20 protein-coding genes and 1 tRNA gene are annotated in these 22143 nt (G+C 64.6%); 8 read left to right on the forward strand and 13 right to left on the reverse strand.

Annotated elements, in window-relative coordinates; all coding sequences use genetic code 11:
- Positions 1-24: 24 nt before the first annotated feature.
- Positions 25-276 carry a cell division protein CrgA gene (locus tag KNN17_RS04395; protein WP_241707651.1) on the reverse strand — a complete coding sequence of 84 codons (252 nt, stop codon included), beginning with the start codon at positions 274-276 and terminating at the stop codon, positions 25-27.
- A 313-nt stretch (positions 277-589) separates the two neighbouring features.
- Here KNN17_RS04395 and KNN17_RS04400 point away from each other — a divergent pair, with 313 nt between their 5' ends.
- The gene (locus tag KNN17_RS04400; RefSeq protein ID WP_241707709.1) at positions 590-1315 is read left to right on the forward strand and encodes a class E sortase; all 726 of its coding nucleotides are present in this window, start codon (positions 590-592) and stop codon (positions 1313-1315) included.
- A 170-nt stretch (positions 1316-1485) separates the two neighbouring features.
- Positions 1486-2127, forward strand: coding sequence for an aminodeoxychorismate/anthranilate synthase component II (locus KNN17_RS04405; RefSeq protein ID WP_241707652.1), 642 nt, complete (start codon positions 1486-1488; stop codon positions 2125-2127).
- Here KNN17_RS04405 and pknB read toward each other — a convergent pair.
- From pknB to KNN17_RS04440, 7 genes are read right to left on the reverse strand one after another with little or no spacing between them, the layout of a single operon-like run.
- Complete coding sequence (gene pknB, locus KNN17_RS04410) at positions 2124-4058, reverse strand: Stk1 family PASTA domain-containing Ser/Thr kinase (RefSeq protein ID WP_241707653.1); 1935 nt, start codon at positions 4056-4058, stop codon at positions 2124-2126. The genes KNN17_RS04405 and pknB overlap by 4 nt on opposite strands.
- 54 nt (positions 4059-4112) lie before the next feature.
- Positions 4113-5915 carry a protein kinase domain-containing protein gene (locus KNN17_RS04415; protein ID WP_241707654.1) on the reverse strand — a complete coding sequence of 601 codons (1803 nt, stop codon included), beginning with the start codon at positions 5913-5915 and terminating at the stop codon, positions 4113-4115.
- On the reverse strand, positions 5912-7369 hold the full coding sequence (locus KNN17_RS04420; RefSeq protein ID WP_078107034.1) for a penicillin-binding transpeptidase domain-containing protein: 1458 nt from the start codon (positions 7367-7369) through the stop codon (positions 5912-5914). The genes KNN17_RS04415 and KNN17_RS04420 overlap by 4 nt, the downstream gene beginning before the upstream one ends.
- Positions 7366-8733 (reverse strand): FtsW/RodA/SpoVE family cell cycle protein, encoded by a 1368-nt coding sequence (locus tag KNN17_RS04425; protein ID WP_241707710.1) that lies wholly within the window; start codon positions 8731-8733, stop codon positions 7366-7368. Before KNN17_RS04425 ends, KNN17_RS04420 begins: the two co-directional genes overlap by 4 nt.
- On the reverse strand, positions 8730-10457 hold the full coding sequence (locus tag KNN17_RS04430) for a PP2C family protein-serine/threonine phosphatase (protein ID WP_241707655.1): 1728 nt from the start codon (positions 10455-10457) through the stop codon (positions 8730-8732). Before KNN17_RS04430 ends, KNN17_RS04425 begins: the two co-directional genes overlap by 4 nt.
- A 3-nt stretch (positions 10458-10460) precedes the next feature.
- Positions 10461-10943: an FHA domain-containing protein FhaB/FipA gene (locus tag KNN17_RS04435; RefSeq protein ID WP_241707711.1), complete on the reverse strand. Its 483-nt coding sequence runs from the start codon at positions 10941-10943 to the stop codon at positions 10461-10463.
- Between the two features lie 5 nt (positions 10944-10948).
- Positions 10949-11692, reverse strand: a complete 744-nt coding sequence (locus tag KNN17_RS04440; RefSeq protein ID WP_241707656.1) for an FhaA domain-containing protein — start codon at positions 11690-11692, stop codon at positions 10949-10951.
- Between the two features lie 362 nt (positions 11693-12054).
- Between KNN17_RS04440 and KNN17_RS04445 the strand changes: the two genes are divergently transcribed.
- Positions 12055-12137: transfer RNA gene (locus KNN17_RS04445), tRNA-Leu, on the forward strand.
- Between the two features lie 132 nt (positions 12138-12269).
- Here the strand turns inward: KNN17_RS04445 and KNN17_RS04450 are convergent.
- Positions 12270-12977, reverse strand: a complete 708-nt coding sequence (locus KNN17_RS04450; protein WP_241707657.1) for a TetR/AcrR family transcriptional regulator — start codon at positions 12975-12977, stop codon at positions 12270-12272.
- 107 nt (positions 12978-13084) lie between these two features.
- On the opposite strand from KNN17_RS04450, the gene KNN17_RS04455 reads away from it, so the two are divergent.
- Positions 13085-14473, forward strand: coding sequence for a flavin monoamine oxidase family protein (locus KNN17_RS04455; protein WP_241707658.1), 1389 nt, complete (start codon positions 13085-13087; stop codon positions 14471-14473).
- Between the two features lie 88 nt (positions 14474-14561).
- On the opposite strand, the gene KNN17_RS04460 is transcribed toward KNN17_RS04455, so the two are convergent.
- Entirely contained in the window at positions 14562-15179 is a 618-nt protein-coding gene (locus tag KNN17_RS04460; RefSeq protein WP_241707659.1) for a hypothetical protein, read from the reverse strand.
- Positions 15180-15330: 151 nt separating this feature from the next.
- Complete coding sequence (locus tag KNN17_RS04465; protein ID WP_078107028.1) at positions 15331-15780, reverse strand: DUF5997 family protein; 450 nt, start codon at positions 15778-15780, stop codon at positions 15331-15333.
- Positions 15781-15913: 133 nt separating this feature from the next.
- Here KNN17_RS04465 and KNN17_RS04470 point away from each other — a divergent pair, with 133 nt between their 5' ends.
- The 4 genes from KNN17_RS04470 (at position 15914) to KNN17_RS04485 (ending at position 19206) form a co-directional block, all read left to right on the forward strand.
- Complete coding sequence (locus KNN17_RS04470) at positions 15914-16717, forward strand: ABC transporter permease (RefSeq protein ID WP_241707660.1); 804 nt, start codon at positions 15914-15916, stop codon at positions 16715-16717.
- Positions 16714-17778 (forward strand): sulfate/molybdate ABC transporter ATP-binding protein, encoded by a 1065-nt coding sequence (locus KNN17_RS04475; RefSeq protein WP_241707661.1) that lies wholly within the window; start codon positions 16714-16716, stop codon positions 17776-17778. The genes KNN17_RS04470 and KNN17_RS04475 overlap by 4 nt, the downstream gene beginning before the upstream one ends.
- A gap of 69 nt (positions 17779-17847) precedes the next feature.
- Positions 17848-18582, forward strand: coding sequence for a LysR family transcriptional regulator substrate-binding protein (locus KNN17_RS04480; protein WP_372489624.1), 735 nt, complete (start codon positions 17848-17850; stop codon positions 18580-18582).
- 3 nt (positions 18583-18585) lie between these two features.
- Complete coding sequence (locus KNN17_RS04485) at positions 18586-19206, forward strand: LacI family DNA-binding transcriptional regulator (RefSeq protein WP_241707663.1); 621 nt, start codon at positions 18586-18588, stop codon at positions 19204-19206.
- Positions 19207-19422: 216 nt separating this feature from the next.
- On the opposite strand, the gene KNN17_RS04490 is transcribed toward KNN17_RS04485, so the two are convergent.
- Both KNN17_RS04490 and KNN17_RS04495 read right to left on the reverse strand, forming a co-directional pair.
- On the reverse strand, positions 19423-20922 hold the full coding sequence (locus KNN17_RS04490) for a SulP family inorganic anion transporter (protein WP_241707664.1): 1500 nt from the start codon (positions 20920-20922) through the stop codon (positions 19423-19425).
- 6 nt (positions 20923-20928) lie between these two features.
- The gene (locus KNN17_RS04495) at positions 20929-22032 is read right to left on the reverse strand and encodes a GTP pyrophosphokinase (RefSeq protein ID WP_241707665.1); all 1104 of its coding nucleotides are present in this window, start codon (positions 22030-22032) and stop codon (positions 20929-20931) included.
- Between the last annotated feature and the right edge of the window lie 111 nt (positions 22033-22143).

Raw genomic sequence — 22143 nt, forward strand, 5'->3', positions numbered from 1 at the left:
GCGGCCGGAATGTGAGGTCGCCGCTCAGGAGCGCCAGCGGGTAGTCATCAAGAAGCCAACGATCGCGATGCCGAAGCCCGCCACGATGTTCCAGGACGCCCATGCAGGTACGGGAAGTTGGCCGCTCGTGATGTAGAACGTGATGATCCACAGCAGGCCGATGATCATGAGACCGAACATGACGGGCTTGTACCAGATGGGGTTCGGCTTGTACTGGTGCGCGGTGGCCGCTTCGGTGGGGCGGGCGGCCCTCTTGCGGGGCTTGGACTCGGGCACGGATCCTCCTTGGCCGGCTGAATGAAAGGCCGCGCGTCAGCTTGATATCCTGCAGGAAGGAAAATTCCAGCGGTCAACGCGCACGCGGCAATTCCGGGGTTCGTTCTAGCAGCCAAGTCTAGCCGGATTTCGGAGACTGCTCGTCGTCGGGCATCCGCGCCTGTCAAGAGGAGATCCAGTGGCGCAGCAGCAGACGCAGCAAGCCGCTGCCGTGCCGGACGACGGCACGGGAACGGGTGCGGAGGGTACGCGCCGGGGAGGACGCAAGTCCCGCCCGCCGCGGCCAAAGGGACGGCCAAGCAAAGGCGACGTCGTGCGCAGGATCGTCCAGATCGTGGGCGAACTCCTCCTCACCGCGGGAATCATCCTGTTGCTCTTTGTGGCGTGGGAGCTGTGGTGGACCAACGTCGAAGCGGACGCCAAGCAGAGCCAGGCCGTCCAGGGATTTGCGAAGAGTTTTGCGGGACCGGTGGCACCTGTTGCCCCTGCCAATCCTGCTGCACCGCCGAACTACGGGAAACCTGTGGTTGCCCAGGCTCCCGAACACGGCGGCATGATCGGCATCATGTACATTCCCCGGTTCGGCCCTGACTATTCGCGGCCCATCATCGAGGGAACCGGTTCCGACATTCTGGACACGCTGGGTCTCGGCCACTACGGATCCACGAGCATGCCGGGAGCGCCGGGCAACTTCGCCGTCGCCGGACACCGCCAGACCCATGGCGCCGTGCTGGACAACATCCATCTCCTGGTTCCGGGCGACAAAATATATGTGCAGACCAAAGACGGTTATTACACGTATGTCTTCCGAAACAACCAGATCGTGATGCCGTCGCGGACCGATGTCCTTCTTCCGGTCCCCACGCAGCCGGGTGTGGAGCCCACCGAAAGCTACCTCACCATGACCAGCTGCAATCCGCGCTTTGGTTCCCAGGAACGCATCATCGCCTACTCCCTGCTGGAAAGCTGGCAACCTGCCTCCGCCGGGCCGCCGCAGGAGATCGCCAAGCAAGTCGCCCAAACGGCCGGAAAGGGCTAAGCCATGTACGGATGGATCTTCCGCCACCTCCCGGGGCCACTGTGGGTGCGTATCCTGACATCAGCTGCACTCGTGGCATGCGCGATTGTCCTGATGGTCCAGTTCCTTTTCCCCTGGATGTCACAGTTCACTACCCTCACCGACTCAACGATTGGTTCAGCACAGCAGCCATGAGCACAACAAAAATCCTCGTCGTGGACAACTACGACAGCTTCGTCTACACCCTGGTCGGCTACCTGCAGGAACTCGGTGCTGAAACCACGGTGGTCCGGAACGACGACGTCACCCTTGCCGAAGCGATCGAGCTGGCGGACGCGCGCGACGGCGTGCTCATCTCCCCGGGCCCCGGCACCCCTGCCGAAGCCGGCGTCTGCATTGAGTTGATCAAATGGTGCGGAGACAACAACAAGCCGATGTTCGGGGTCTGCCTGGGACACCAGGCCTTGGCCGAGGCTTATGGCGGGATCGTCACACATGCCCCCGAGCTCATGCACGGCAAGACATCGCCCGTGCAGCACGAAGGCAAGAGCGTTTTTGCCGGGTTGCCTTCGCCGGTGACGGCCACCCGCTACCACTCCCTGGCGGCTGTCCGGGAAAGCATTCCCGACGTTCTGGAAATCACCGCCGAAACCGCCAGCGGAGTTGTCATGGGCCTACAGCACCGCACTGCGCCGCTGTGCGGTGTGCAGTTCCACCCGGAATCGGTGCTCACCGAAGGTGGTTACCTCATGCTCGGCAACTGGCTTGAATCACTAGGGATGTCCGGAGCGGCCGCGCGTGCGGCCACCCTTAGCCCCCTGATCCAGCGCTAGCCGCCTAATCCGCCCAGGCCGGATCCTCCGCCGCCACCGCCCCGGGTGTCGCTTGGAGACGGCGTGGGCGTCGGAGAGGGGCTCGGCGGCGGGGCGGGAGCCTTCGCGACAATCACGCTGATGGTCTTGCCCTGCTCCACGAGCGAATTGAAAGCATCGCCCTGGCTCGTCACCTTTCCAGGGGTTACTTGCGAATTCTCCTGTTCGGTGACCGCAATGGCCAGGCCGTTCGCCTTGAGTAGCGCTTCTGCATCGGCCTCAGTCAAACCGACGAGTTGAGGCACGGCTACCTTGCCCGTGGACACCACCAGGTCAACGGTGCTGCCTACGCCAACTACGGCCCCGGAAGCGGGTTTGGTACTGATGACGGAGCCCGCCGGAACCGTGGCACTGTTGGCCAAGGTACTCGACCCGCCCACAAGGCCGGCCTGACGCAGGAGATCGCGGGCAGCGGCTTCGGTGAGGCCGCTCAGGCCTGCCGGGACAGTCGCCGAGACCGGGCCGTCTGAAACATTAAGCATGACTTGCGATTTCGGGGCCACTTGGGACCCCACGCCGGGATCGCTGCCGATCACCGTTCCCTTGGGGACCTTGTCATCCGGGACGTGGTTTGACTCCGGGCTGAGGTTGGCGCCGTACAGCGTCTGCAATGCCGCGGCTTCGGTCATGCCGGCCACCTGTGGCACTGCGATCAACGCGGGCGGAGCCGGCTTCTGGTTGACCGTGCTGTACACCCAGAATGCGCCGCCGGCCAAGACCAGAAGGACGAGAACAACCACTACCGCGGTCCATGCCCGACGGCGGGACTTCTGCCGGGCGGTCCGCTCGCGTTCGGGGGTGAAACCAAGCGGCATGGCGCCGTCGTGGTCTGCTTCGGATTCCGCTTCGCCAGCCTGCAGGGCCAGCATGTCCTGGTCGGCGGCGTTCTGACCGTTTCCCGACCTTCCGGCGAGGGTGGTGTCGAGGAATTCGGCGCCCGTCAGGCCCCGCGCCAAAGTGCCTTCCGCAATCTGCCGCGTCGGCGGCACGACGTCCTGGACGCCCGTGGGTGCTCCGGCGGCAACGGCCGGGACGGCCACGCCGTTCTTGGCAGCACGCAAGGCGCGGCGGAACGCAGCTGCATCCTGGAAACGATCGGCCCGGTTCTTTTGCAGGCCTTTGGCCAGGACACTGTCCAGCGCTTCCGAAACGGCCGGATTGAACGTGCTGGCCGGCTCCGGGACCTCGCGGACGTGCTGGTAGGCCACCGAGACAGGGCTGTCGCCCGTAAACGGCGGGCGGGACGTGAGCATTTCGAACAGCAGGCACGCCGCGGAGTACAGATCGCTGCGGGCATCCACGGTTTCGCCGAGGGCCTGCTCGGGCGACAGGTACTGGGCCGTGCCAACGACAGCCTGCGTCTGGGTCATGGTTGCCGCGGAATCGGCCATCGCCCGGGCGATTCCGAAGTCCATGACCTTCACATCGTTCGAGTCCCCGGTCACCATGACGTTGGCAGGTTTGATATCGCGATGGACGATTCCGGCCTTGTGGCTGTATTCGAGCGCGGCGAGGACCCCAAGGATGAACTCGATGGCCTGATCAATGTCCAATTCCTTGGCGCGGATCAAGTCGCGGAGGGTCCGGCCGGACACGTATTCCATGACGATGTAAGGGACCCGGACGTCCTCGCCCGGTCCGCCGGACACCGTGTACTCGCCGGTGTCGTAGATGGCGACGATCGAGGAGTGGTTCAGGGCCGCCACCGCCTGTGCCTCGCGCTTGAAGCGCGCATGGAACTGCGGATCCCGGGCAAGATCGGCACGCAGCAGCTTCACGGCCACTGTCCGCCCGAGCACAGTGTCGGTGCCCTTGTAGACATCGGCCATGCCACCACGGCCTAGCAATTCACCGAGTTCGTACCGCCCGTTGAGGACGCGCTGGGATGTCATTGGAGTGCTGTCCTCTCTGTGGGCAGGGGTGGAGCGTCCGGTTGGCATGGTGTCTTAGCGGCTGGCTGAGGGAGAAGCGGACGCGGCCGACTTGGACAAGTGGTAGGTCACGACGGACCCGGCGTTCACCTTTTGCCCGGCCGCAGGATCTGAACTGACGAATGTTCCGGGCGCCTGGCCGGTTGCCCCGTCAACGGGATCTCCCGTGACCCAACGGAGGCCGGCACCCTCGATGGCAGCCTGCACTTGCGACTCGGTGGCACCCTTGCCGATGGTCGGCACAGTGACCATCTGCGGTCCCTTGGAGTAGGTGACGGTGATGGTCGATCCCTTGGCCACGGGGCCGGAAGGATTGATGTCGATGACGGTGCCGGGCGCGGACGGATCGAAGACCTGGCTTCCGCTGACCACGAGGCCGAGCGCGTTGAGGTCCGAGCGCACCTTGTCGTACGGCTGTCCCTTGTACTGATCCGGGATCAGGTTGATGGTCTCGGGAGTCGGCGTTGTCGGCGTCGGGCTAGCGGATGTCTCCGTGGGGCTCGGACTTTCCGAGGTTGGGGGCGCGCTCGAGACCTGGCTTGGAGGGGCCGTCGTCGCTGGCGCGGGACTGCTCGGCGAGAACAGCCCCGACTGGGTCAGGATCGCCCCCGCTATGGCGAGCAGCACGAGCGCGATCAGCGCGATGAGCGGCCACGTCCATGGGCTGCGTTTCTTCCGCGGCGGCTCTTCCCGGTACTCCTCTTCCTCATGGATGTACTGGTTGTGCTCGTCGGCCTCGTTCAAACTGCGCTCGGCGGCCAGGGCATTGGCGCGGGCCAACGCGTTTCCACCTTCAGCGGCAGCCCCTACCGCTGCGGCGCCTGCTGCTGCGGCGCCGATCACCGGGAGTGCCGAGGTCGACGTCGAACGGGCTTCCCTGCCGTACGGCGAGGCCACAATCCCGGTGGGAGCGGTGGCGATGTCGGTCGGCGCTGTGATGGGGCCCGTGGCGGATTCGAAGAGCAACATTCCCGGCACTGCGACGTGTGCCGCGGCTATATCGCCCGCGCGGATCGCTTCCGCGGCCTCGGCCAGCTTGATGGCATCCGCAGGACGGTTCTTCGGATCCTTCGCAAGCATGGACATCAGCAGGGCGCGTACCGGGGTGGGCAGGCTTTCGGGAAGCGGCGGCGGCGCGTCGTTGACCTGGGCCAGCGCAATGGCGATTTGGGATTCGCCGGAGAACGGGCGATGCCCCGTGAGGCACTCGTAGCCAATAACCCCGAGGGAATATATGTCCGAGGAGCCCGTGGCCGTTTGCCCCGTGGCCTGCTCCGGAGCGAGGTACTGGGCGGTACCCATGACCTGCCCGGTCTGCGTGAGCGGAACCTGGTCTGCCAGGCGGGCGATGCCGAAGTCGGTGATCTTGACGCGGAAGTCCGGCGTGATCAGGAGGTTGCCCGGTTTGATGTCGCGGTGCACCAGGCCCTGGGCGTGCGCGGGGGCCAGTGCCCGGGCGGTCTGGGAAATGATGGACATGGTGCGGTCCGGCGAAAGAACCTGCTCGTGTTCCAGGATGCTGCTCAACGGCTGGCCTGGCACCAATTCCATGACCAAGTAGGCGGAGCCGTCTTCCTCTCCGTAGTCGAAGACGTTGGCGATCCCCACGTGATTAAGCAACGCGGTGTGGCGGGCCTCGGCACGGAACCGCTGGAGGAACCCGGGGTCACCCGTGTATTCCTCCTTGAGTACCTTGATGGCGACGATCCGGCCAAGGATCTGGTCCTTTGCCCTCCAGACCTCTCCCATGCCGCCAATCGCAATGCGACTGGTCAGCTGGAACCTGCCGCCGAGGGTGATTCCTGACGTAGGCCTCACTTATTCAACACCGCCTCAAAAATCTTCTTCGCGTTCGGACTGGTTAGCTTTGCGCCGGTAGACACATCAACGCCTTCCATGACAATGGTGACGGCTACCTGCGGGTCGTTGGCCGGGGCGAACCCGGTAAACCATGAGTTGTTCAAACCTGTATCTCCGAGTTGCGCCGTACCGGTCTTGCCGGCCACCTGGATTCCCGGTACTGCGGCACCACTCGCAATGCCTTGCGATACGACGTCGGTCATCCATTGAGTGATCTGGCTGGCGATATCGGGCGTGGTGGACGTGCGCAGCGCCTCGGGCTTGGGTTCGCTGATGACGCGCAGGTCCGGTGCCCGCACAGTCTTGATGAGGTTCGGCTTCATCTGGACGCCCTTGTTGGCGATGGCCGCCGTCATCATTGCGATTTGCAGCGGAGTGGCCCTGACGTCACGCTGCCCGACGGCGGACTGGGCCAGCGCGGCCTGGTCCAGATTCGTGGGGAAGACGCTGACCGCGGACTGAAGCTTGAGCTGGTCCCCGAAATCCTGGCCGAAGCCGAACTTGCTGGCCTGGTCCGCGATGGCCTTCTGGCCCAGGTCGAGGGCGATGCTCGCGAACGGCGTATTGCACGACTGCTCAAGGGCGAAAGGGAAATCGGCCGTGTTGCGGGTTGAGCAGTTGCCGCCGGCGTAGTTGGGCAGCGAAGCGTTCGAACCGGGCAAGGGCAGGCTGTCCGGGTTCGGCAAGACACTGTCCTTGTTGTACTTCCCGGAACTCAATGCAGCGGCAGTATCGACGAGCTTGAATACGGAACCGGGCGCCAGCAACTCGCCGGTGGGTCCGCTCACGGACTGGTTGAGGTTGATGCCGGGAACCTGGTTGATTTGGTCGTAGCCGGCCTTTTCCTTGGCGGGATCGTGCGTGGCGATCAGGTTGGGATCGTAGGACGGTTTGGAGACCATCGCGATGATCGCGCCCGTCTTGGGGTTGGTGACAACGATCGAGCCGCGCTGACCGTCAGGAATGAGGTCGTAGGCGAGCTTCTGGATCACGGGATCGAGGGTCAGTTCCACCGAGGCGCCCTTTGGCTGGCTGCCGAGGAAAATCTGGCTGACACGGTCCAGGAAGAGTTGGTCGGAACTGCCGGCCAGTTCGTCCCGGAGCTGCTGCTCGAGCCCGGTGGATCCATAGGTCCGTGAGAAGTAGCCCGTGATTCCGGCATAGAGCTCCGGCTGGGCGTAGCTGCGCTGGTACTTGCAGGTTTCGTCTCCAGCAACGGATTCCGCGACTGGTTTGCCGCCCACGATGATCGCACCGCGGTCGTTGCAGTAGTTCGCCAGGACAGCGCGCTGGTTCCACGGATTGTCATTGAGGTCGCCGGCGCCGATGACCTGGACATAGCTGATCGCGCCAAAGAGCAGGGCGAACATGGCAACGGCTGCCATCCACGAATTGCGTATGGAATGGTTCATGAGGTCTGCACCGCCTCTGTGGGGGCATGGGTAATGGGCGAGGTGTCCACCGGGCCGCGCGCGGTGTTCGAAATCATGAGCAGCAAACCCACGATGATCCAGTTGGCAAGCAGTGAGGAACCGCCTGCCGCCAGGAAGGGAGTGGTGAGCCCGGTCAGCGGGATGAGCCGCGTGACGCCGCCGATCACCACGAAGCACTGCAGTGCGATGGCAAAGGAGAGCCCGCACGCCAGGAGCTTGCCGAACGCGTCCCGCGCGCCAAGAGCCGCGCGGAACCCGCGCGTGAAGAGCAGCATGTAGAGCAGCACGACGGCAAAGAGGCCGACCAGTCCGAGTTCCTCACCGATGAGGGCCACGATCATATCGCTGTTCGCAAACGGAACCAGGTCCGGCCGGCCCTGTCCGAGGCCGGTGCCGCCGAGGCCGCCGTCGGCCATGCCGAAGAGGCCCTGGACGATCTGGCCGCTGCCGCCCGGGGACCGGTCGAAGACTTCCGGGGTGAAGGCGTTCCACCAGCTGTCCAGCCGGAACGCAACGTGCGAGAAGAACTTGGACGCGAGGAATCCGCCACCGAGGATCAGGGCGCCCCCGATGACCACCCAGCTGATCCGGCTTGTTGCCACGTAAATGATGACGATGAACAAGCCGAAGAAAAGGATCGACGTGCCGAGGTCCCGCTGGAAGACGAGGATGCCGATGCTCACGAGCCAGGCCGTGATCATGGGGCCGAGATCCTTGAAGCGCGGCAATTGCATGGGGCCGATCTTGCGGCCGGCCAGCAGGATGAGGTCGCGGTTGGACGAAAGGTAACCTGCGAAGAAGATAGCCAGGGTGATTTTGGCGATTTCGCCTGGCTGGAAGGTCATGGGACCGAGACGGATCCATACGCTCGCGCCAAGCACCTCGCCGGCTGAGATGCCCGGAACGAGCGGCAGCACAAGGAGAACTGCGCTGGCCGCCAGCGCGATGAAGGTGAAGCGGCGAAGGAGGCGGTGGTCCTTGACGAACCAGATCACGACGATTGACACCGCCATGGCCAGGAGGGTCCAGCGCAACTGGTTGTTACCCGTGTCCTCGCCAGGCTGATCCATGCGATGGATGAGGGCCAGTCCCAAGCCGTTGAGGGCAACGACGATCGGGAGCATGATCGGGTCGGCATATTTTGCGCGAAACCTGAGGACCATGTGGAAAGCGAATGCTGCCACGATCAAGAGACTCGACTGGAACCAGAAATCGCCGTCGAACGCGGTCGCATTATTGAGCCCGACCATGGCGCTGGCGCCGATTCCCACCGCGAGGGCAAGGACCAGCAGGACGAGCTCGACGTTGCGGCGTGGCTGGGGTGCGGTAATGGCCAGAATCATCGGGACACCGCGCACGAAGGGACCGGCGTGGACGTCGGTGACGATGTTGGCCGGTTCGAAGGACTCGGGCTTGGCGTGGGACTTGCCGTAGGGGTGGGGCTTGCCGTCGGTGTGGCGGTAGCCGTCGGGCAATTGGCCGGCAGCCCTGTGGTGCCGTTCTCCTGCAGGCTTTTCACAATCTGCTGGGCATCGGAGAGATCCCGTGCCGGAACGGTCTGGCGAAGTGTCTGTTGTGTGTATTCAGGCAAAGAGTCCATGCGGATATTCGTCGTGGCCTCTACTTTCGACAGCTGGAACGGGCCAAGGCTCTGCGAAATGCCGTTGAAGATCGCGACGTGCTGGTTGAATTCACCGACGTAGTAGCGGGTCTGGGTCCACGCATAACCGAGCCACAGCCCGGCGATCACGAAAATGGCCAAGACCGCTGCAATGGCCGGGGTCAACCAGCGCCGCTTCCGGGCGACAATGGGCTGGGGATCCTGACGGTCCTGTTCAGCCTTGTGGGTCAGTACAGTGGCGGCACGGCGTGCAACACTGCGCCCTGCGATGGTGGGGATCGAACCCGTATCGGCGGCGGTTGCGGCGGCACCGACCAGTTCGTGCGGGCGGCTCGAAAGCTCCTCGCGGAGGATCTCGGCCGACAAGTGCTCGCCAAGGTGGGGGTCTGTCGCCGTCGGAGGTTCGGTAGTCCCGGCGGGATTTGCGGGAGCGCCCGCTTCGGGCTCCGCGGCGGCGGTGGGCTTTGCCGCGGCGGCGGAAGGCCCGGCGTCGGACGTTGTTTCCCGCGGCGGGACCCGGCCCGTTGCGGGGGCGTTGGTCCCGGACTCTTTAGCCGGGGCGCTGGCATCGCTGCCGTGCCCGTCCTTGCGCGGTGCGGCTTTCGCCGCTTCGGCCGCGTTCGCTGGCGCCGGCGCTTCCGGGACGACGTCGACGGCGGCCGTGCTGAGGTTGTCGCCTGTCTCCTCCACGATTTCCAACAGCACCACGGTGACGTTGTCCGGAGCGCCGTTGGCGAGGGTCAGCTCAATGAGGAGCTCTGCGCATTCGGCAAGGTCCTTGGTTTCGCGGACTACTTGCTCCACGACGGCGCCTTGGACGTAGTTCAGGCCGTCGGAACAAAGGAGCCAGCGTTCGCCGGGTTCGACGTCGAGCTCGTCCAGGTCCAGCTCGGGGCTGGCGTCCACGTCCCCCAGAACGCGCATGAGGACGTTCTTGTGCGGGTGGGTTTCGGCTTCCTCCGGGCGCAGGCGGCCCTCGTCAATCAACCTCTGGACGAAGGTGTGGTCCACGCTGACTTGTTCGAATTTGCCATTGCGCAAGCGGTAGGCCCGGGAATCGCCGATGTGCGCGAAGTGCAGCCGCCTGCCTTCGAGCAGCAGGGCAGTGACCGTGGTGCCCATGCCTGCGAGCTTCGGGTCAACGTGGACAAGCTCGGAGAGGAGGGAATTGGCGGTCTGGATTTCATCTGCCAGGACTGTTTCCGCGCCGTCCGGGTAGGAATCATGATCGAGGTGGATCATGTCCAGCACGGTGGACGCTGAGGCGACGTCCCCGCCCGCATGCCCGCCCATGCCGTCCGCGACGACGGCAAGGTGCCGGCCGGCGTACGCGGAGTCGTCGTTCTTCGAGCGGACACGCCCGACGTCGGACCGCGCCGCGTAGCGCATGATGAGGGGAAGTTCCGGAGGCAGCGACTTGCCCTCGGAGGCATGCGGGGAAGCCATGGGCTACGGCCTCAATTCGATGACCGTCTTGCCGATCCTCACGGGGACGCCAAGCTCCACCGGCAGGGCGCGGGTCAGTTGCTGATCGGCGAGGTAGGTGCCGTTGGTGGAACCGAGATCTTCGATGAACCAGCGGCTGCCTTGCGGGAACAAGCGTGCGTGCCTGCCCGAAGCATAATCATCCTCGAGGACCAAGGTGGCCTCTTGTGCGCGGCCCAGCAAAATGGGGCTCGCGGCCAGAGGAAGCGTGGTCCCCTTGAGTGGTCCCTCAACGACGACGAGCTGGTGCGCCTGCTGCTTCACGGGCTGGGGCGGCGCGGGGGCGAGTTCCGGATTCTTGCGTAACTCGCGTGCCGTCGGAGTCCCCATTGCGGCTTTGCGGCCGATCACGAGATCGCGGCGCATGGTCGAGACGATGCTGAAGATCAGGACCCACAGCAACAGCAGGAAGCCGAAGCGGAGTGCGGTGATGGTCAGTTCGCTGATGTCGCTCACGGGCGCCCACCAGAAGGCTGGGGGAGAAGTCTGAAGATGATCTTGGTCCGTCCCATGGTGATGGTGGATCCGTCAGTCAATTCCACACTGCCGTCCACTTTGTGGCCGTTGACGTAGCTTCCATTGGTGGAACCGAGGTCGACGGCGTGGATGACCCCGTCTGCCGTCTGGATTTCCAAGTGCTTGCGCGAGACGCCGGTATCGTCCACCAGGATGTCGGCCTCGGAGGACCTGCCCAGCACGATCGAAGGCGCGTTGAGGGAATAGCGTTGTCCGCCTATGTCCAGGACAGGCTGGAGCCGTGTGGGTTCGCGGTTTGGCGCGGCGGGAACGACTGGCCGGGGAGCAGCGGGCGCGGCAGCCCCGTTGGATTTCTCGGTGCTGGACGTGATTTCGAAATGGCCTTCGCGCTGGGCCTCGTCGTGACGGAAAGAGATCCGTACCGGACCCTGCAGGATGTAACCCTGGCTGCGCACGTGCTGGATGACGACGTCGCACAATTCTTCGGCCAGTGGGGTTCCCCATTCCTGGGCGCGCGTGAAGTCCGCATCGCTCAAGAGGACATCGAAGATGTTGGGAGCCAAGGTGCGGCCGGCCGAAATGGTGATGGACTTGTTGTCCAGTTCACGGCGTAGCTTGCTGGCTATCTCCACCGGCTCCACCTTTGCCCGCGAGCCGGTGGAGAAGACGCCGCGGACGGCCTTTTCTATGCCACGTTCAACCCTGTCAAGCAAGCCCATGGTCCTTCTCCTTCCGTTTCGTTGACTCTGCGATATCAGTAGCCAAGACGAATCCCCGCAGTGGCCGGAGCGCACGCAAGGAGCCTGTCTTCAACCCCGATACTACTGGGCAAGACTGTGAATGGCCTTATTCCACAACGCCTGGAAGGCCGGAAAAGTTCGGCGGCCCGCATCATTTCGCGACGCTTCTCGCGTGATTTCAGCACCGTGCGGGGGACCGGCAAAGCGGGGGATCCCGGGGTTTTACTGCCCCGACCTTGGGCGATTGGCGTTTTCAACAGGTTGTCCGTTATGCTTGATCTCGCTGCTTTCGCAGGGGTGAGGCCGGGGAAACCTGGTGCGGCCCGGGCGAAGGAAGTTGCGCGCGAGTGGCGGAACGGCAGACGCGCTGGCTTCAGGTGCCAGTATCCGAAAGGGTGTGGGGGTTCAAATCCCCCCTCGCGCACGCAATTCAAAGGAACCCCGGTCTCTGACCGGGGTTCCTTTGTTTAACTCACCAAACCCCGTAACTCCCAACTGACTCGCAGTTGTTGTCGTTATGAGCCCTCATAACGACAACAACTGCGAGTCAGTTGGGCTACACCCGCAGCGCGCCGAGGCCGGTGATCAGCGCATCCAAGCCCATGCTGAACGCGAGGTCGGACGGGTAGTTGTTCCGTTCGGGCCCGAGGCTACGGACAGCCGAGGTGAAGTGCGGCGTGGAGTCGGCCAAGCGGCCGGAATCGAAAATGTCCGCCGGCGCGTTCGCGTCGAAAGCGGCGCCGAAAATGTAGGCCTCAAGGGCCACGATGCTCGGGATGATCTGCTGCTCCGGGAAGCCGGCACGGAGGAAGCCCTCGGTAACGGCCTCGTACATGGCGAGGGTCTGTGGGGCGTCCGTCACGGGAAGAACCGCGATCACCGAGATCAGCGGGGTGTGCCTTGCGAAGATGCCGCGGTAGGAATAGGCCCATTGCCGGACGGCCTCCTCCCACGGGAGCGTGCTGAAACCCCCGAAGTCGACTTTGGACATCAGGTCCTCTTCAACCAGCTTAAGGACCTCGTCCTTGGAGGAGACGTGGTTGTAAAGGGCCGACGGCGCCACGCCCAGGGAGCGCGCGAGTGCGGCCATCGTGAGGCCGTCGTAGCCCTTCTTGCTGATCAGTTCCAGGGCCGCGGCAGTGATGCCGTCCTGGTCGAGGACCGCCGCCATTGGCCGACCCGCCCTGCGGCGCGCTTTGGTCTCGCCGGGAGTGGGGGTGGGTTCAGGCATCGCTGACCTTTCTGGAAGCAGTGTCATCAGCATTATTCCATTTGGGTCTTCACAGCCGGGGCCAATCCAGCTACAGTTGAGATAAATGAACGTCATTCATTTATTGGTCAGCCAACGGGGACGGCCACAGAAAGGACATCATGTTGAATCTTGATCGCGACGTCGTAATTGTCGGTGCCGGTCCGTCGGGGTTGACGGCCGCCCGCGAGTTGAAGAAGGCCGGGCTCAGCGTTGCCGTGCTCGAAGCACGCGACCGCGTCGGTGGCCGTACGTGGACCGACACGATTGACGGCGCCATGCTGGAAATCGGCGGACAGTGGGTGTCCCCGGACCAGACCGCCCTCATGGGGCTCCTGGACGAGCTGGGCTTGAAAATGTACTCCCGCTACCGCGACGGCGAATCGGTGTACCTCTCGCCGGACGGCACCCGCACCCGCTACACCGGTGCGTCCTTCCCCGTAAGCGAGACCACTGCGGCCGAAATGGAGAAGCTCACCGCCATCCTGGACGGCCTCGCCGCGGAGATCGGCCCGGAGGAGCCATGGGCCCACCCGAAGGCCCGCGAATTGGACACCATTTCCTTCCACCACTGGCTGCGCCAGAATTCCACGGACGAGGAGGCCTGCAACAATATCGGCCTCTTCATCGCCGGCGGCATGCTGACGAAGCCGGCCCACGCTTTCTCGGCCCTGCAAGCGGTGCTGATGGCAGCCTCGGCAGGCTCCTTCTCCAACCTGACGGACGAAGACTTCATCCTTGACAAGCGGGTTATCGGCGGGATGCAGCAGGTCTCCCTGTTGATCGCCGCGGAACTGGGCGACGACGTCGTACTTAGCAGCCCGGTCCGCACCATCAACTGGGAGGCGGCCGGCGAAGGCCATCGGGTCACCGTTGAATCCGAGCGTGCAACCGTCAATGCGCGATTCGTGATCATGGCTGTCCCGCCGAACCTGTACTCCCGCGTGTCCTTCAACCCGCCGCTGCCGCGCCGCCAGCACCAGATGCACCAGCACCAGTCCTTGGGCTTGGTCATCAAGGTGCACGCCGTCTACCGCACGCCGTTCTGGCGCGAAGACGGCCTCTCCGGGACGGGCTTCGGCGCCGACGCCCTGGTCCAGGAGGTCTACGACAACACCAACCACGGAGACGCCCGCGGGACCCTGGTGGGCTTCATTTCGGACGAAAAGGCAGACGCGGTCTTCGAGCTCAGCGCCGGGGACCGCAAGAAGAAGGTCCTTGAGTCCATCGCGGGCTTCCTCGGCGACAAAGCCCTGGACGCCGAGGTCTACTACGAATCCGACTGGGGTTCCGAAGAATGGACCCGTGGGGCCTACGCGTCCAGCTACGACCTGGGCGGCCTGCACCGTTACGGCAAGGACCAGCACGCCAACGTAGGACCGATCTACTGGTCTTCCTCCGATCTGGCTGCCGAAGGCTACCAGCACGTGGACGGCGCGGTCCGGATGGGCCAGGCAACAGCCGCCAGGATCGTCACCGCAAACAGCCGCGTAGCGGTACCGGTGGCCTAGGACGAGTTACCGATCGACACGTGAGGTCTCGGCGCTTTCACTGGTTGAAAGGGCCGAGACCTCACTTTTGGAATCCGGGGCGAGCCGCCTACGACGCAGAAACGCCCGCAGCTGCTTCGGCTTCGACCATCGCCACATCCAACTTCTCGACCGCGTGGGCATAGTCCGTCCCTGCGGTGAGGCGGCACCGTTGGGCTTCCTGCAGCGCACGGACTAAAGCGGCGGTCTGCGGAACGCTGACATCGCTCATGCCGGGGAAGTCGATGCCCTTGGCGGGATCGAGTTCATACCTTTGCCAGCGGGCCAAGAGGGCGTCGTGACGGGCTGCCGCTTCGGTGAAACCGCTGCGGTCCTGACGGTTCCGCTCCAGTGTCCGGCCGACCGCAAAGGCTGCAATAGCGGCAGCTACGCCGAGGAAGAGCATCAAGAGCCCGACGGCGGGCGAGGCCAACGCGGGAATGACGACCGCCGGGACAATCACCACGAGTCCGGCGAAGATGTTCCAGAAGGTGGCGTCCGGCTCTTTGACGAACTCCCGATCGCGGTGGCCGAGGTGCCCCTGCAAGTCGGGATGGCCGCCGTCGGGGGCTCCGTGGACGGCCGCTTTCCGGACGGTGTTGACGGTAAAGACCACCGCGCACAGAAGCAAAAGCCCCCACAGCCCGATCTCCCAGGCCGTCAGCTGGATTCCAGTTGTGGCGGGCAATCGGACCACCTCCACGCGAACGCGCACCGCTCTCAAATTCAGTATGCGCCGAGGATGGCTCGGAGGCGAGGGCCCCGATTCCGTGCCTAAAAGCAGGAAGGCGGACAACCCGGTCCGGGTTGTCCGCCTTCCTGTGAACGTCTTTTGGAGCTTAAGCGTGGTCCCGCTTGGATGCCTTCGGTGCGTCCCGCTTGGCAGTGGCGTTGGACTTGGCTTCCTTCGTGGCTTCCTTTTTGGCAGCTTCTTCCTTGATGCGCTTTGCCTCGGAGCGCACGGCTGCGTGCGTGGCGCGCTCGACGACGAGCCACTGCGGGGGAGCTGCCAGCAGTTCGGTGATTTCCGCCGTCGTGAGGGCCTCGGTGATTCCGCCGCGGGCAAGGCCGCTGATGGAGATGTTCAGCTTCTGTGCCACGACGGGACGCGGGTGCGGACCCGTCCGGCGGAGCTCGGCGAGCCACTCCGGGGCATTGGCCTGGAGCTCGGCGAAATCGGCGCGGGTGATTTCCGAATCCTGGAACTCCTGGGGTGTTGCAGGCAGGTAGATGCCAAGTTTCTTGGCAACGGTGGCCGGCTTCATGGACTGGGAGTTTGCAGAGGTCATGGTTCAAGGGTATCCGCCCCTGCAGGGAAGTGGCACAGCCCCTGTTCTAGGATGAATCCATGCCGCACACAAGAGTCGCCGGGGCCGCCCGGATGGTCCCGGTGACCCAAGCCTCGGCGTACCGTAGGCGTCGATGAATTTCAGCGGGATTCCACGGTGGGTCTATGGCCTGGCGGTAGTGGGCGGCTTGTTCGTCCTGTTGCCGCTGGCTGCCATGGTTGCAAAGGTCAACTGGACACAGTTCATCCCGCTGGTGACCTCCGATTCCTCGCTCACGGCGTTGGGTCTCAGCCTCCGCACCTCTGCCGCGAGCACCGCGCTCTGCATCGTCTTCGGCATCCCGTTGGCGCTTGTCCTAGCCCGCCGGCCCTTCCGCGGGCAGCGGCTCCTCCGTGCCTTCGTCCTCCTGCCCTTGGTGTTGCCACCCGTGGTGGGCGGGATCGCGCTGCTCTATACGTTCGGTCGGCAGGGTCTTCTGGGCAAGAGCCTTGGACTCGCGGGCATCCAGATCGCGTTCTCGACGACGGCGGTGGTCCTGGCCCAGACGTTTGTCGCCTTGCCATTCTTGGTGGTCAGCCTAGAAGGCGCCTTGCGGACGGCCGGCAACCGCTACGAAGCCGTTGCCGCGACGCTCGGCGCCCGCCCCACCACCATCTTGAGGCGCGTGACCATCCCGATGGTCCTCCCCGGCCTTGCCTCGGGGGCGGTGTTGTCCTTTGCCCGCAGCCTGGGCGAGTTCGGCGCCACGCTGACATTTGCGGGGAGCCTGCAAGGTGTCACGAGGACGCTGCCGCTGGAAATCTACCTGCAGCGAGAGACCGACGCGGACGCCGCCGTCGCCCTTTCGCTGGTTCTCGTCGCGGTGGCCGTGATCGTCGTCGGACTGTCTTACCGGCGTCCGCACCGCGCGGATCTTCCCGCGGAGGCAGCCGCGTGAGTTTCCAGATCGACGCCACTGTCCGGGCCCGCAACCTGGACGTGTCACTGACCCTCGGGCAAGCGGAGACCGTTGCGATCCTCGGACCCAACGGGGCCGGAAAGTCGACGCTTCTCTCCGTCGCGGCGGGACTCTTGCGGCCGGACGCGGGCTCTGCCCGCCTCGGGGACCAGGTTCTCTTCAACCTCGACGGCGGCGGCCGGGCATGGACCCCTCCGCACCTTCGCGGCACGGCGCTGTTGGCCCAGGAGCCGTTGCTTTTCCCGCACCTGAGCGTCCTGGACAACGTGGCATTCGGCCCGCGCAGCTCAGGCGCTTCGCGGACGGAATCGCGCGAAACTGCGCGGCACTGGCTAGCCGAAGTGGACGCCATGGAGCTCGCCGGGCGCAAGCCGGGGCAGTTGTCCGGGGGCCAAGCCCAACGTGTTGCGGTGGCCCGCGCGCTGGCGGCCAGTCCCGAGTTGCTGCTCCTGGACGAGCCGATGTCCGCGTTGGACATCCACGCCGCCCCGCACTTGCGCCGGCTCCTCAAACGCGTCCTGTCCGGGCGTCGTGCCCTGATCATCACCCACGACGTCCTGGATGCCCTCATGCTCGCGGACCGCGTGATCGTCATGGAAAAGGGCAGGATTGTGGAGGAAGGGGCCACCCGTGAGGTATTCCGACGTCCACGAAGCCAATTCGCCGCGGGCCTGGCCGGAGTGAACCTCATGGCTGGCACCGTCACGGAGGACGGACTCAGGACGGTCGCCACCGTCGAGCTTCCCAGCCTGCATGTCGCGGGAGACCTCGATGACGAAGCGGAACCCGGCCAGCCAGGCGTCGCCGCGTTCCCGCCGTCGGCCGTTTCCATCTTCCTGGACGCTGCCCACGGCAGCCCGCGCAACTCGTTCCCGGTTGCGATCACGGATCTTGAACCGCATGGGGACCACATCAGGGTCCGGGCCGGCGATCTGGCAGCGGACATCACGCCCTCAGCGTCCGCCGAGCTGGGATTGGAACCGGGCTCGCGCGTCCACTTTGTAGTCAAGGCGACAGCGGTCCAGGTGTACGCGGCGTAGCTTGGGCCGGCGCTGGGTTGGCTACGGCCCGCGCGGTACTGTGAACTGGTGCCATCCGATCAAGAATCCCTGCCCGCCGTCGGTACCCCCGACGCTTCCGACGCTGAAACCAGCGGGCCCCAGGGGCTCACTTTCGCCTATGTCGCCGGCGTGACGCCCGGGAAATGGATCCGGCGCTGGGAAGAGCGCATGCCGGATGTTCCGCTTCACTCGTTCATGTCCGACGACGGCGCGCAGCTGGACGTCCTGCGCGACGGCTCCGCGGATCTCAGCTTTGTCCGCCTGCCGGTGGATCGCGATGGACTGCACGTGATTCCGCTCTACGAAGAGCAGCCTGTGGTGGTGGCCCCGAAGGGCCATGAAATCTCGGTGTTCGAAGAGGTGGCGCTGGAGGACCTCGCGGAGGAGAACTTCCTGGATGTCGCCGGAATGGGCGGGCCGGAGATGGCCATGCAGGTGGTGGCGTCCGGTGCCGGCCTCGTGATCCTGCCGATGTCCGTGGCCCGGCATTTCAATGTCAAGGACACGGTGGCGCGCCGCCTGACAGGGGCCGAAGGGACGCAGATCGGCCTCGCCTGGCCGAGCGATTCCACGAGCGAGGTCATCGAGGAATTCATTGGCATTGTCCGGGGCCGCACTGCGCAAAGTTCGCGGCAGCCATCGGCTCAACAGGAGAAGCCCAAGAAGGCACCCAAGCCGGACCGACGAGGCACTGGCGCCAAAAAACCGGCGGTTGCCCAGCGTTATGCCCCGAACCCGGACAAGGGCCGGGGCAAGGGCTCCCGCAAGAAGGGAAAGCGCTAGGCCATGGGACTTGGATCGAAGCCGACCATCCGGGACGTCGCCAAGAGTGCCGGCGTTTCCCTCACCACCGTGTCCTATGTCTTGTCCGGGCGCCTCGGTGGCACCACCCGCATCAGCGACGCGACACAAGAGCGGGTCCAGGCCGCGGCCAAGGAATTGGGTTACGTACCCAATCAGGCGGCCCGCGGAATGCGCCGCGGCAAGACCGACCTCGTCGCGATTGCCATCGGCGACCTGGAATGGCCGTGGGACCGGGCACTCGCGACGGCCGCTGCACGCATATTGCCCCAGCACGGCTACCAGCCTGTGATCCTCATCGGCGAAGGGTGGCGGCGGTTCATGCTCTCCGGGGGTGCCGACGGCGCCATCATCGGGGCCCTGCCGCCCGGGACCCTTCTTGACCTCACCGTGGGGGAGCTGGCCAGGCGCGGAGTAGCCCAGGTGGTCATTTCGGACACGATGCAGCCTGCCGGATTTGATGTCCTGGCACCCGGTTCGGCAGGCGGGACTCCGGAACCGGAAGCGCTCGAGGGAGCCGTCACCCTGCTTCTGGATCGGCTCGCCGGCCGCACCATCGGCGCGGGAACCACCAAGGCCGCGCCGTGGGAGTTCAAGACTCCGTAGTGCCCAACTAGTCCCCACCGCCACCCTCGCCTCGCAAGTCCCCACCGGCTCCCAGCCTTCGCAAGCTCAGGCAGGGCCCCTCGCCGGCGGGGCCCCACGGCCAGGGAACCCGGGCGGCGTGTGCCCAACTAGCTCGCATTAGTTGTCGTTTTGGCGGCTCATAACGACAACAACTGCGAGTCAGTTGGGGGGTGTTCGTTGGGTGGGCCCGGGACGTTAGCCTGCGTTGAGCTTGCCCGCCAGCCGTTCGCGCATTCGGACGCTCGCCGCGTTGAGGCCGATGAGCTCCACCTCGCGGCCGTGCCTGCGGTATTTCTCGGTAACGGAATCCAACACGGCCACGGTGGAAGCATCCCAGATGTGCGAGGCATGCAGGTCGATGACCACGTGGTCGATTCCCTCCGAGGAATCCTTTGCATAGTCGAACTGCGTGTAAAGGTCGTTTGAGGAGGCGAAGAACAACTCGCCATCCACCGTGTAGCTCGCCACGGTCCGGCCGTTGAGCTCGAATTCACTCCGCTCCACGGTGGCGAAATGGGCCACTCGGCGGGCGAACAGCACCATGGCCGTGAGGACGCCGGCTCCTACCCCGATGGCCAGATTGTGCGTCGCCACCACAACGGCCACCGTCACGAGCATGACGCCGGTCTCGGACTTCGGGAGCCGCTTTAGGGTTGCGGGCCGGATCGAATGCCAGTCAAAGGTGATGAGGGAAACGAAGATCATCACAGCCACCAAAGCGGCCATAGGTATGGTGCCCACCACGTCCCCGAGCGTCACCACGAGCCCCAACAGGAACGCTCCCGCCAGGAAGGTTGACAGCCGGCTGCGGGCACCCGAACCCTTCACGTTGATCATGGTCTGGCCAATCACGGCGCAGCCGCCCAAGCCACCCAGGAAACCGGTGACGATATTTGCAATGCCCTGGCCCCAGGAGACCCGGGTCTTGTTGGAGCGGGTATCCGTGATGTCATCCACGAGCTTGGCCGTCATGAGGGATTCCAGCAGGCCCACTAGCGCCATGGACAAAGCGAACGGGGCAATGGTCTGGAAGGTCTCCCAGGTCAAAGGCACATTGGGCACGAAAAAACCGGGAAGGCTGTTGGGGAGTTCGCCCTTGTCATGCACAGTGGGAACGCGGATTCCGGCCAGTGCCGTCACGATCGTGAGGGAGACGACCGCCACCAACGGTGCGGGCACCGCCGTCGTGATTCTGGGCAAAGCGAAGACGATCAGCAGCCCCACGGCCACAATCGGGTAGACCATCCAGGGGACGCCGATGAGCTCAGGCAACTGGGCCATGAACACCAGAATCGCCAAGGCATTCACGAATCCGATCATCACCGAACGCGGAATGAAGCGCATGAGCCGCGTGACGCCCAGGACCGCCAGGACTATTTGGAAGACCCCGGCGAGGATGACCGTGGCGATCAAGTAGTTGAGTCCGTGATCCTTCATGACGGGGGCAATCACGAGCGCGACGGCACCGGTGGCTGCGGATATCATGGCTGGCCGGCCACCCACGATCGCTGTGGTGACCCCCATCGTGAAGGACGCGAAAAGGCCGATGCGCGGATCCACGCCGGCAATCACGGAGAACGCGATGGCCTCAGGAATGAGGGCAAGCGCCACCACCAAACCAGCCAACGCTTCCGTCTTGAGCCTGCGGGGCGAGCGCAGCGTGAAACGGAGGGACTGGAGCTGCTCGGGTGTCATGGGTCCTTAGCTGTTGGTCAGGCGGTACCGCTCAATCTGCTTGAGACGCCGCTGGAGGCTGTCCCGCCGGGGGTGGGGGACGACGTCGGGCGCCTCAGCGGTGAGGTCGATGTGTTCAGTGCCGTACTGCCACAGCAGGAGGTCATCCAGGAGGCGGTCCGGTCCGGGGGAGTAACGGTGGTCCAGGGCTTTGCGGACCTCGGTGATCCGGTTGGCGCTGAGGAGTCCGGCGAGTTCCACGGTCTTGTTCAGTCCGTGGGCCGCAAGGAGCTCCGCAGCCCAACCCCAGTCGTCATCAACTTTACGGTCAACGTGCGGAAGCAGCGTTCGCCAGACGTCCCGCACCCGGTTGGGCGTGAGCGGCATGGAACCTTCGCCATCGAGATCCCAGTAGCCGCGGACTTCCTCGTAGCGTTCGTGGAGGTCGGCGAAGGCGCTCTCCACCGTTTCCAGCATTGCGGCGGTGGCGGTGAACTGCCGGTCGAAATGCGGCGTCCAAGCGCGCGGATCCTCGGCCTTGAAGCGGATGTCGTGTTCGATTTCGCTCCAGGCGTGCGCGAAAACGGTACGGATCTGGCATTCGAAGAAGTAGCTGCCATTTGGCGGGATGTCCGGATTGAAGACCTGCTGGTAGGCCTTCACGGACTCGTTCTGGATGGTGCGGAGGATAAGGTGCCGGCTCGAGTAGCCGTAGGTACCGGACTCGATCGAACCGATGTCCTTCTCAAGGTCGCCGCGGCAATCGAAAAGCTGGCGCTGGCGCTTGATCAAGTTGGCAACGGCGGCGTTCTCGGCCGGAAGCTTGGTGATGACGCGCAGCCCCACCATGTCGTTCAGTGTCCGGAACGGGTCCGGGAACTTCAGCACCCGCGGGCCGCCATCCAGGGGCACCTCGGTACGGGAAATCTTCTCCCGGAAAGATTCCACCGTCTTGGTGCGTCCGGTGACGAAGAGCGGAACGGACTCGCTGTTCTTGAGCATGTCCCGCAAGGTCAACAGGACGTCCCGGGTGACGAGTTTCAGGGCAGGCCGAACGCGTTCGTAGAGTTCCACATTCGCTTGTACTGATTCGCGCAGCTGTGGATCCAAGCTGTCCCAATTGCTAGCCATGCCTCCAGCTTACGGCGGAGGGCTGACAGTGCAGGGGAGCCGGACCCTCAGGGCTTATCGCTGCGACACCTGGAAGCAGGCAACATCGTACTGGGAATGGGGGAACAGGGG

It is taken from the genome of Arthrobacter bambusae (assembly GCF_022606295.1).
In the GTDB taxonomy this organism is placed as follows: domain Bacteria; phylum Actinomycetota; class Actinomycetes; order Actinomycetales; family Micrococcaceae; genus Arthrobacter; species Arthrobacter bambusae_A.

Excerpts from the sequence above, each read along its gene's own strand:
- KNN17_RS04405 (WP_241707652.1), top strand. The coding sequence starts at position 1,486 with ATGAGCACAACAAAAATCCTCGTCGTGGACAACTACGACAGCTTCGTC.
- pknB (WP_241707653.1), bottom strand. The coding sequence starts at position 4,058 with ATGACATCCCAGCGCGTCCTCAACGGGCGGTACGAACTCGGTGAATTG.
- KNN17_RS04470 (WP_241707660.1), top strand. The coding sequence starts at position 15,914 with ATGAATTTCAGCGGGATTCCACGGTGGGTCTATGGCCTGGCGGTAGTG.
- KNN17_RS04425 (WP_241707710.1), bottom strand. The coding sequence starts at position 8,733 with ATGATTCTGGCCATTACCGCACCCCAGCCACGCCGCAACGTCGAGCTC.
- KNN17_RS04495 (WP_241707665.1), bottom strand. The coding sequence starts at position 22,032 with ATGGCTAGCAATTGGGACAGCTTGGATCCACAGCTGCGCGAATCAGTA.
- KNN17_RS04465 (WP_078107028.1), bottom strand. The coding sequence starts at position 15,780 with ATGACCTCTGCAAACTCCCAGTCCATGAAGCCGGCCACCGTTGCCAAG.
- KNN17_RS04455 (WP_241707658.1), top strand. The coding sequence starts at position 13,085 with ATGTTGAATCTTGATCGCGACGTCGTAATTGTCGGTGCCGGTCCGTCG.
- KNN17_RS04450 (WP_241707657.1), bottom strand. The coding sequence starts at position 12,977 with ATGCTGATGACACTGCTTCCAGAAAGGTCAGCGATGCCTGAACCCACC.
- KNN17_RS04490 (WP_241707664.1), bottom strand. The coding sequence starts at position 20,922 with ATGACACCCGAGCAGCTCCAGTCCCTCCGTTTCACGCTGCGCTCGCCC.
- KNN17_RS04430 (WP_241707655.1), bottom strand. The coding sequence starts at position 10,457 with ATGGCTTCCCCGCATGCCTCCGAGGGCAAGTCGCTGCCTCCGGAACTT.
- KNN17_RS04485 (WP_241707663.1), top strand. The coding sequence starts at position 18,586 with ATGGGACTTGGATCGAAGCCGACCATCCGGGACGTCGCCAAGAGTGCC.
- KNN17_RS04420 (WP_078107034.1), bottom strand. The coding sequence starts at position 7,369 with ATGAACCATTCCATACGCAATTCGTGGATGGCAGCCGTTGCCATGTTC.
- KNN17_RS04440 (WP_241707656.1), bottom strand. The coding sequence starts at position 11,692 with ATGGGCTTGCTTGACAGGGTTGAACGTGGCATAGAAAAGGCCGTCCGC.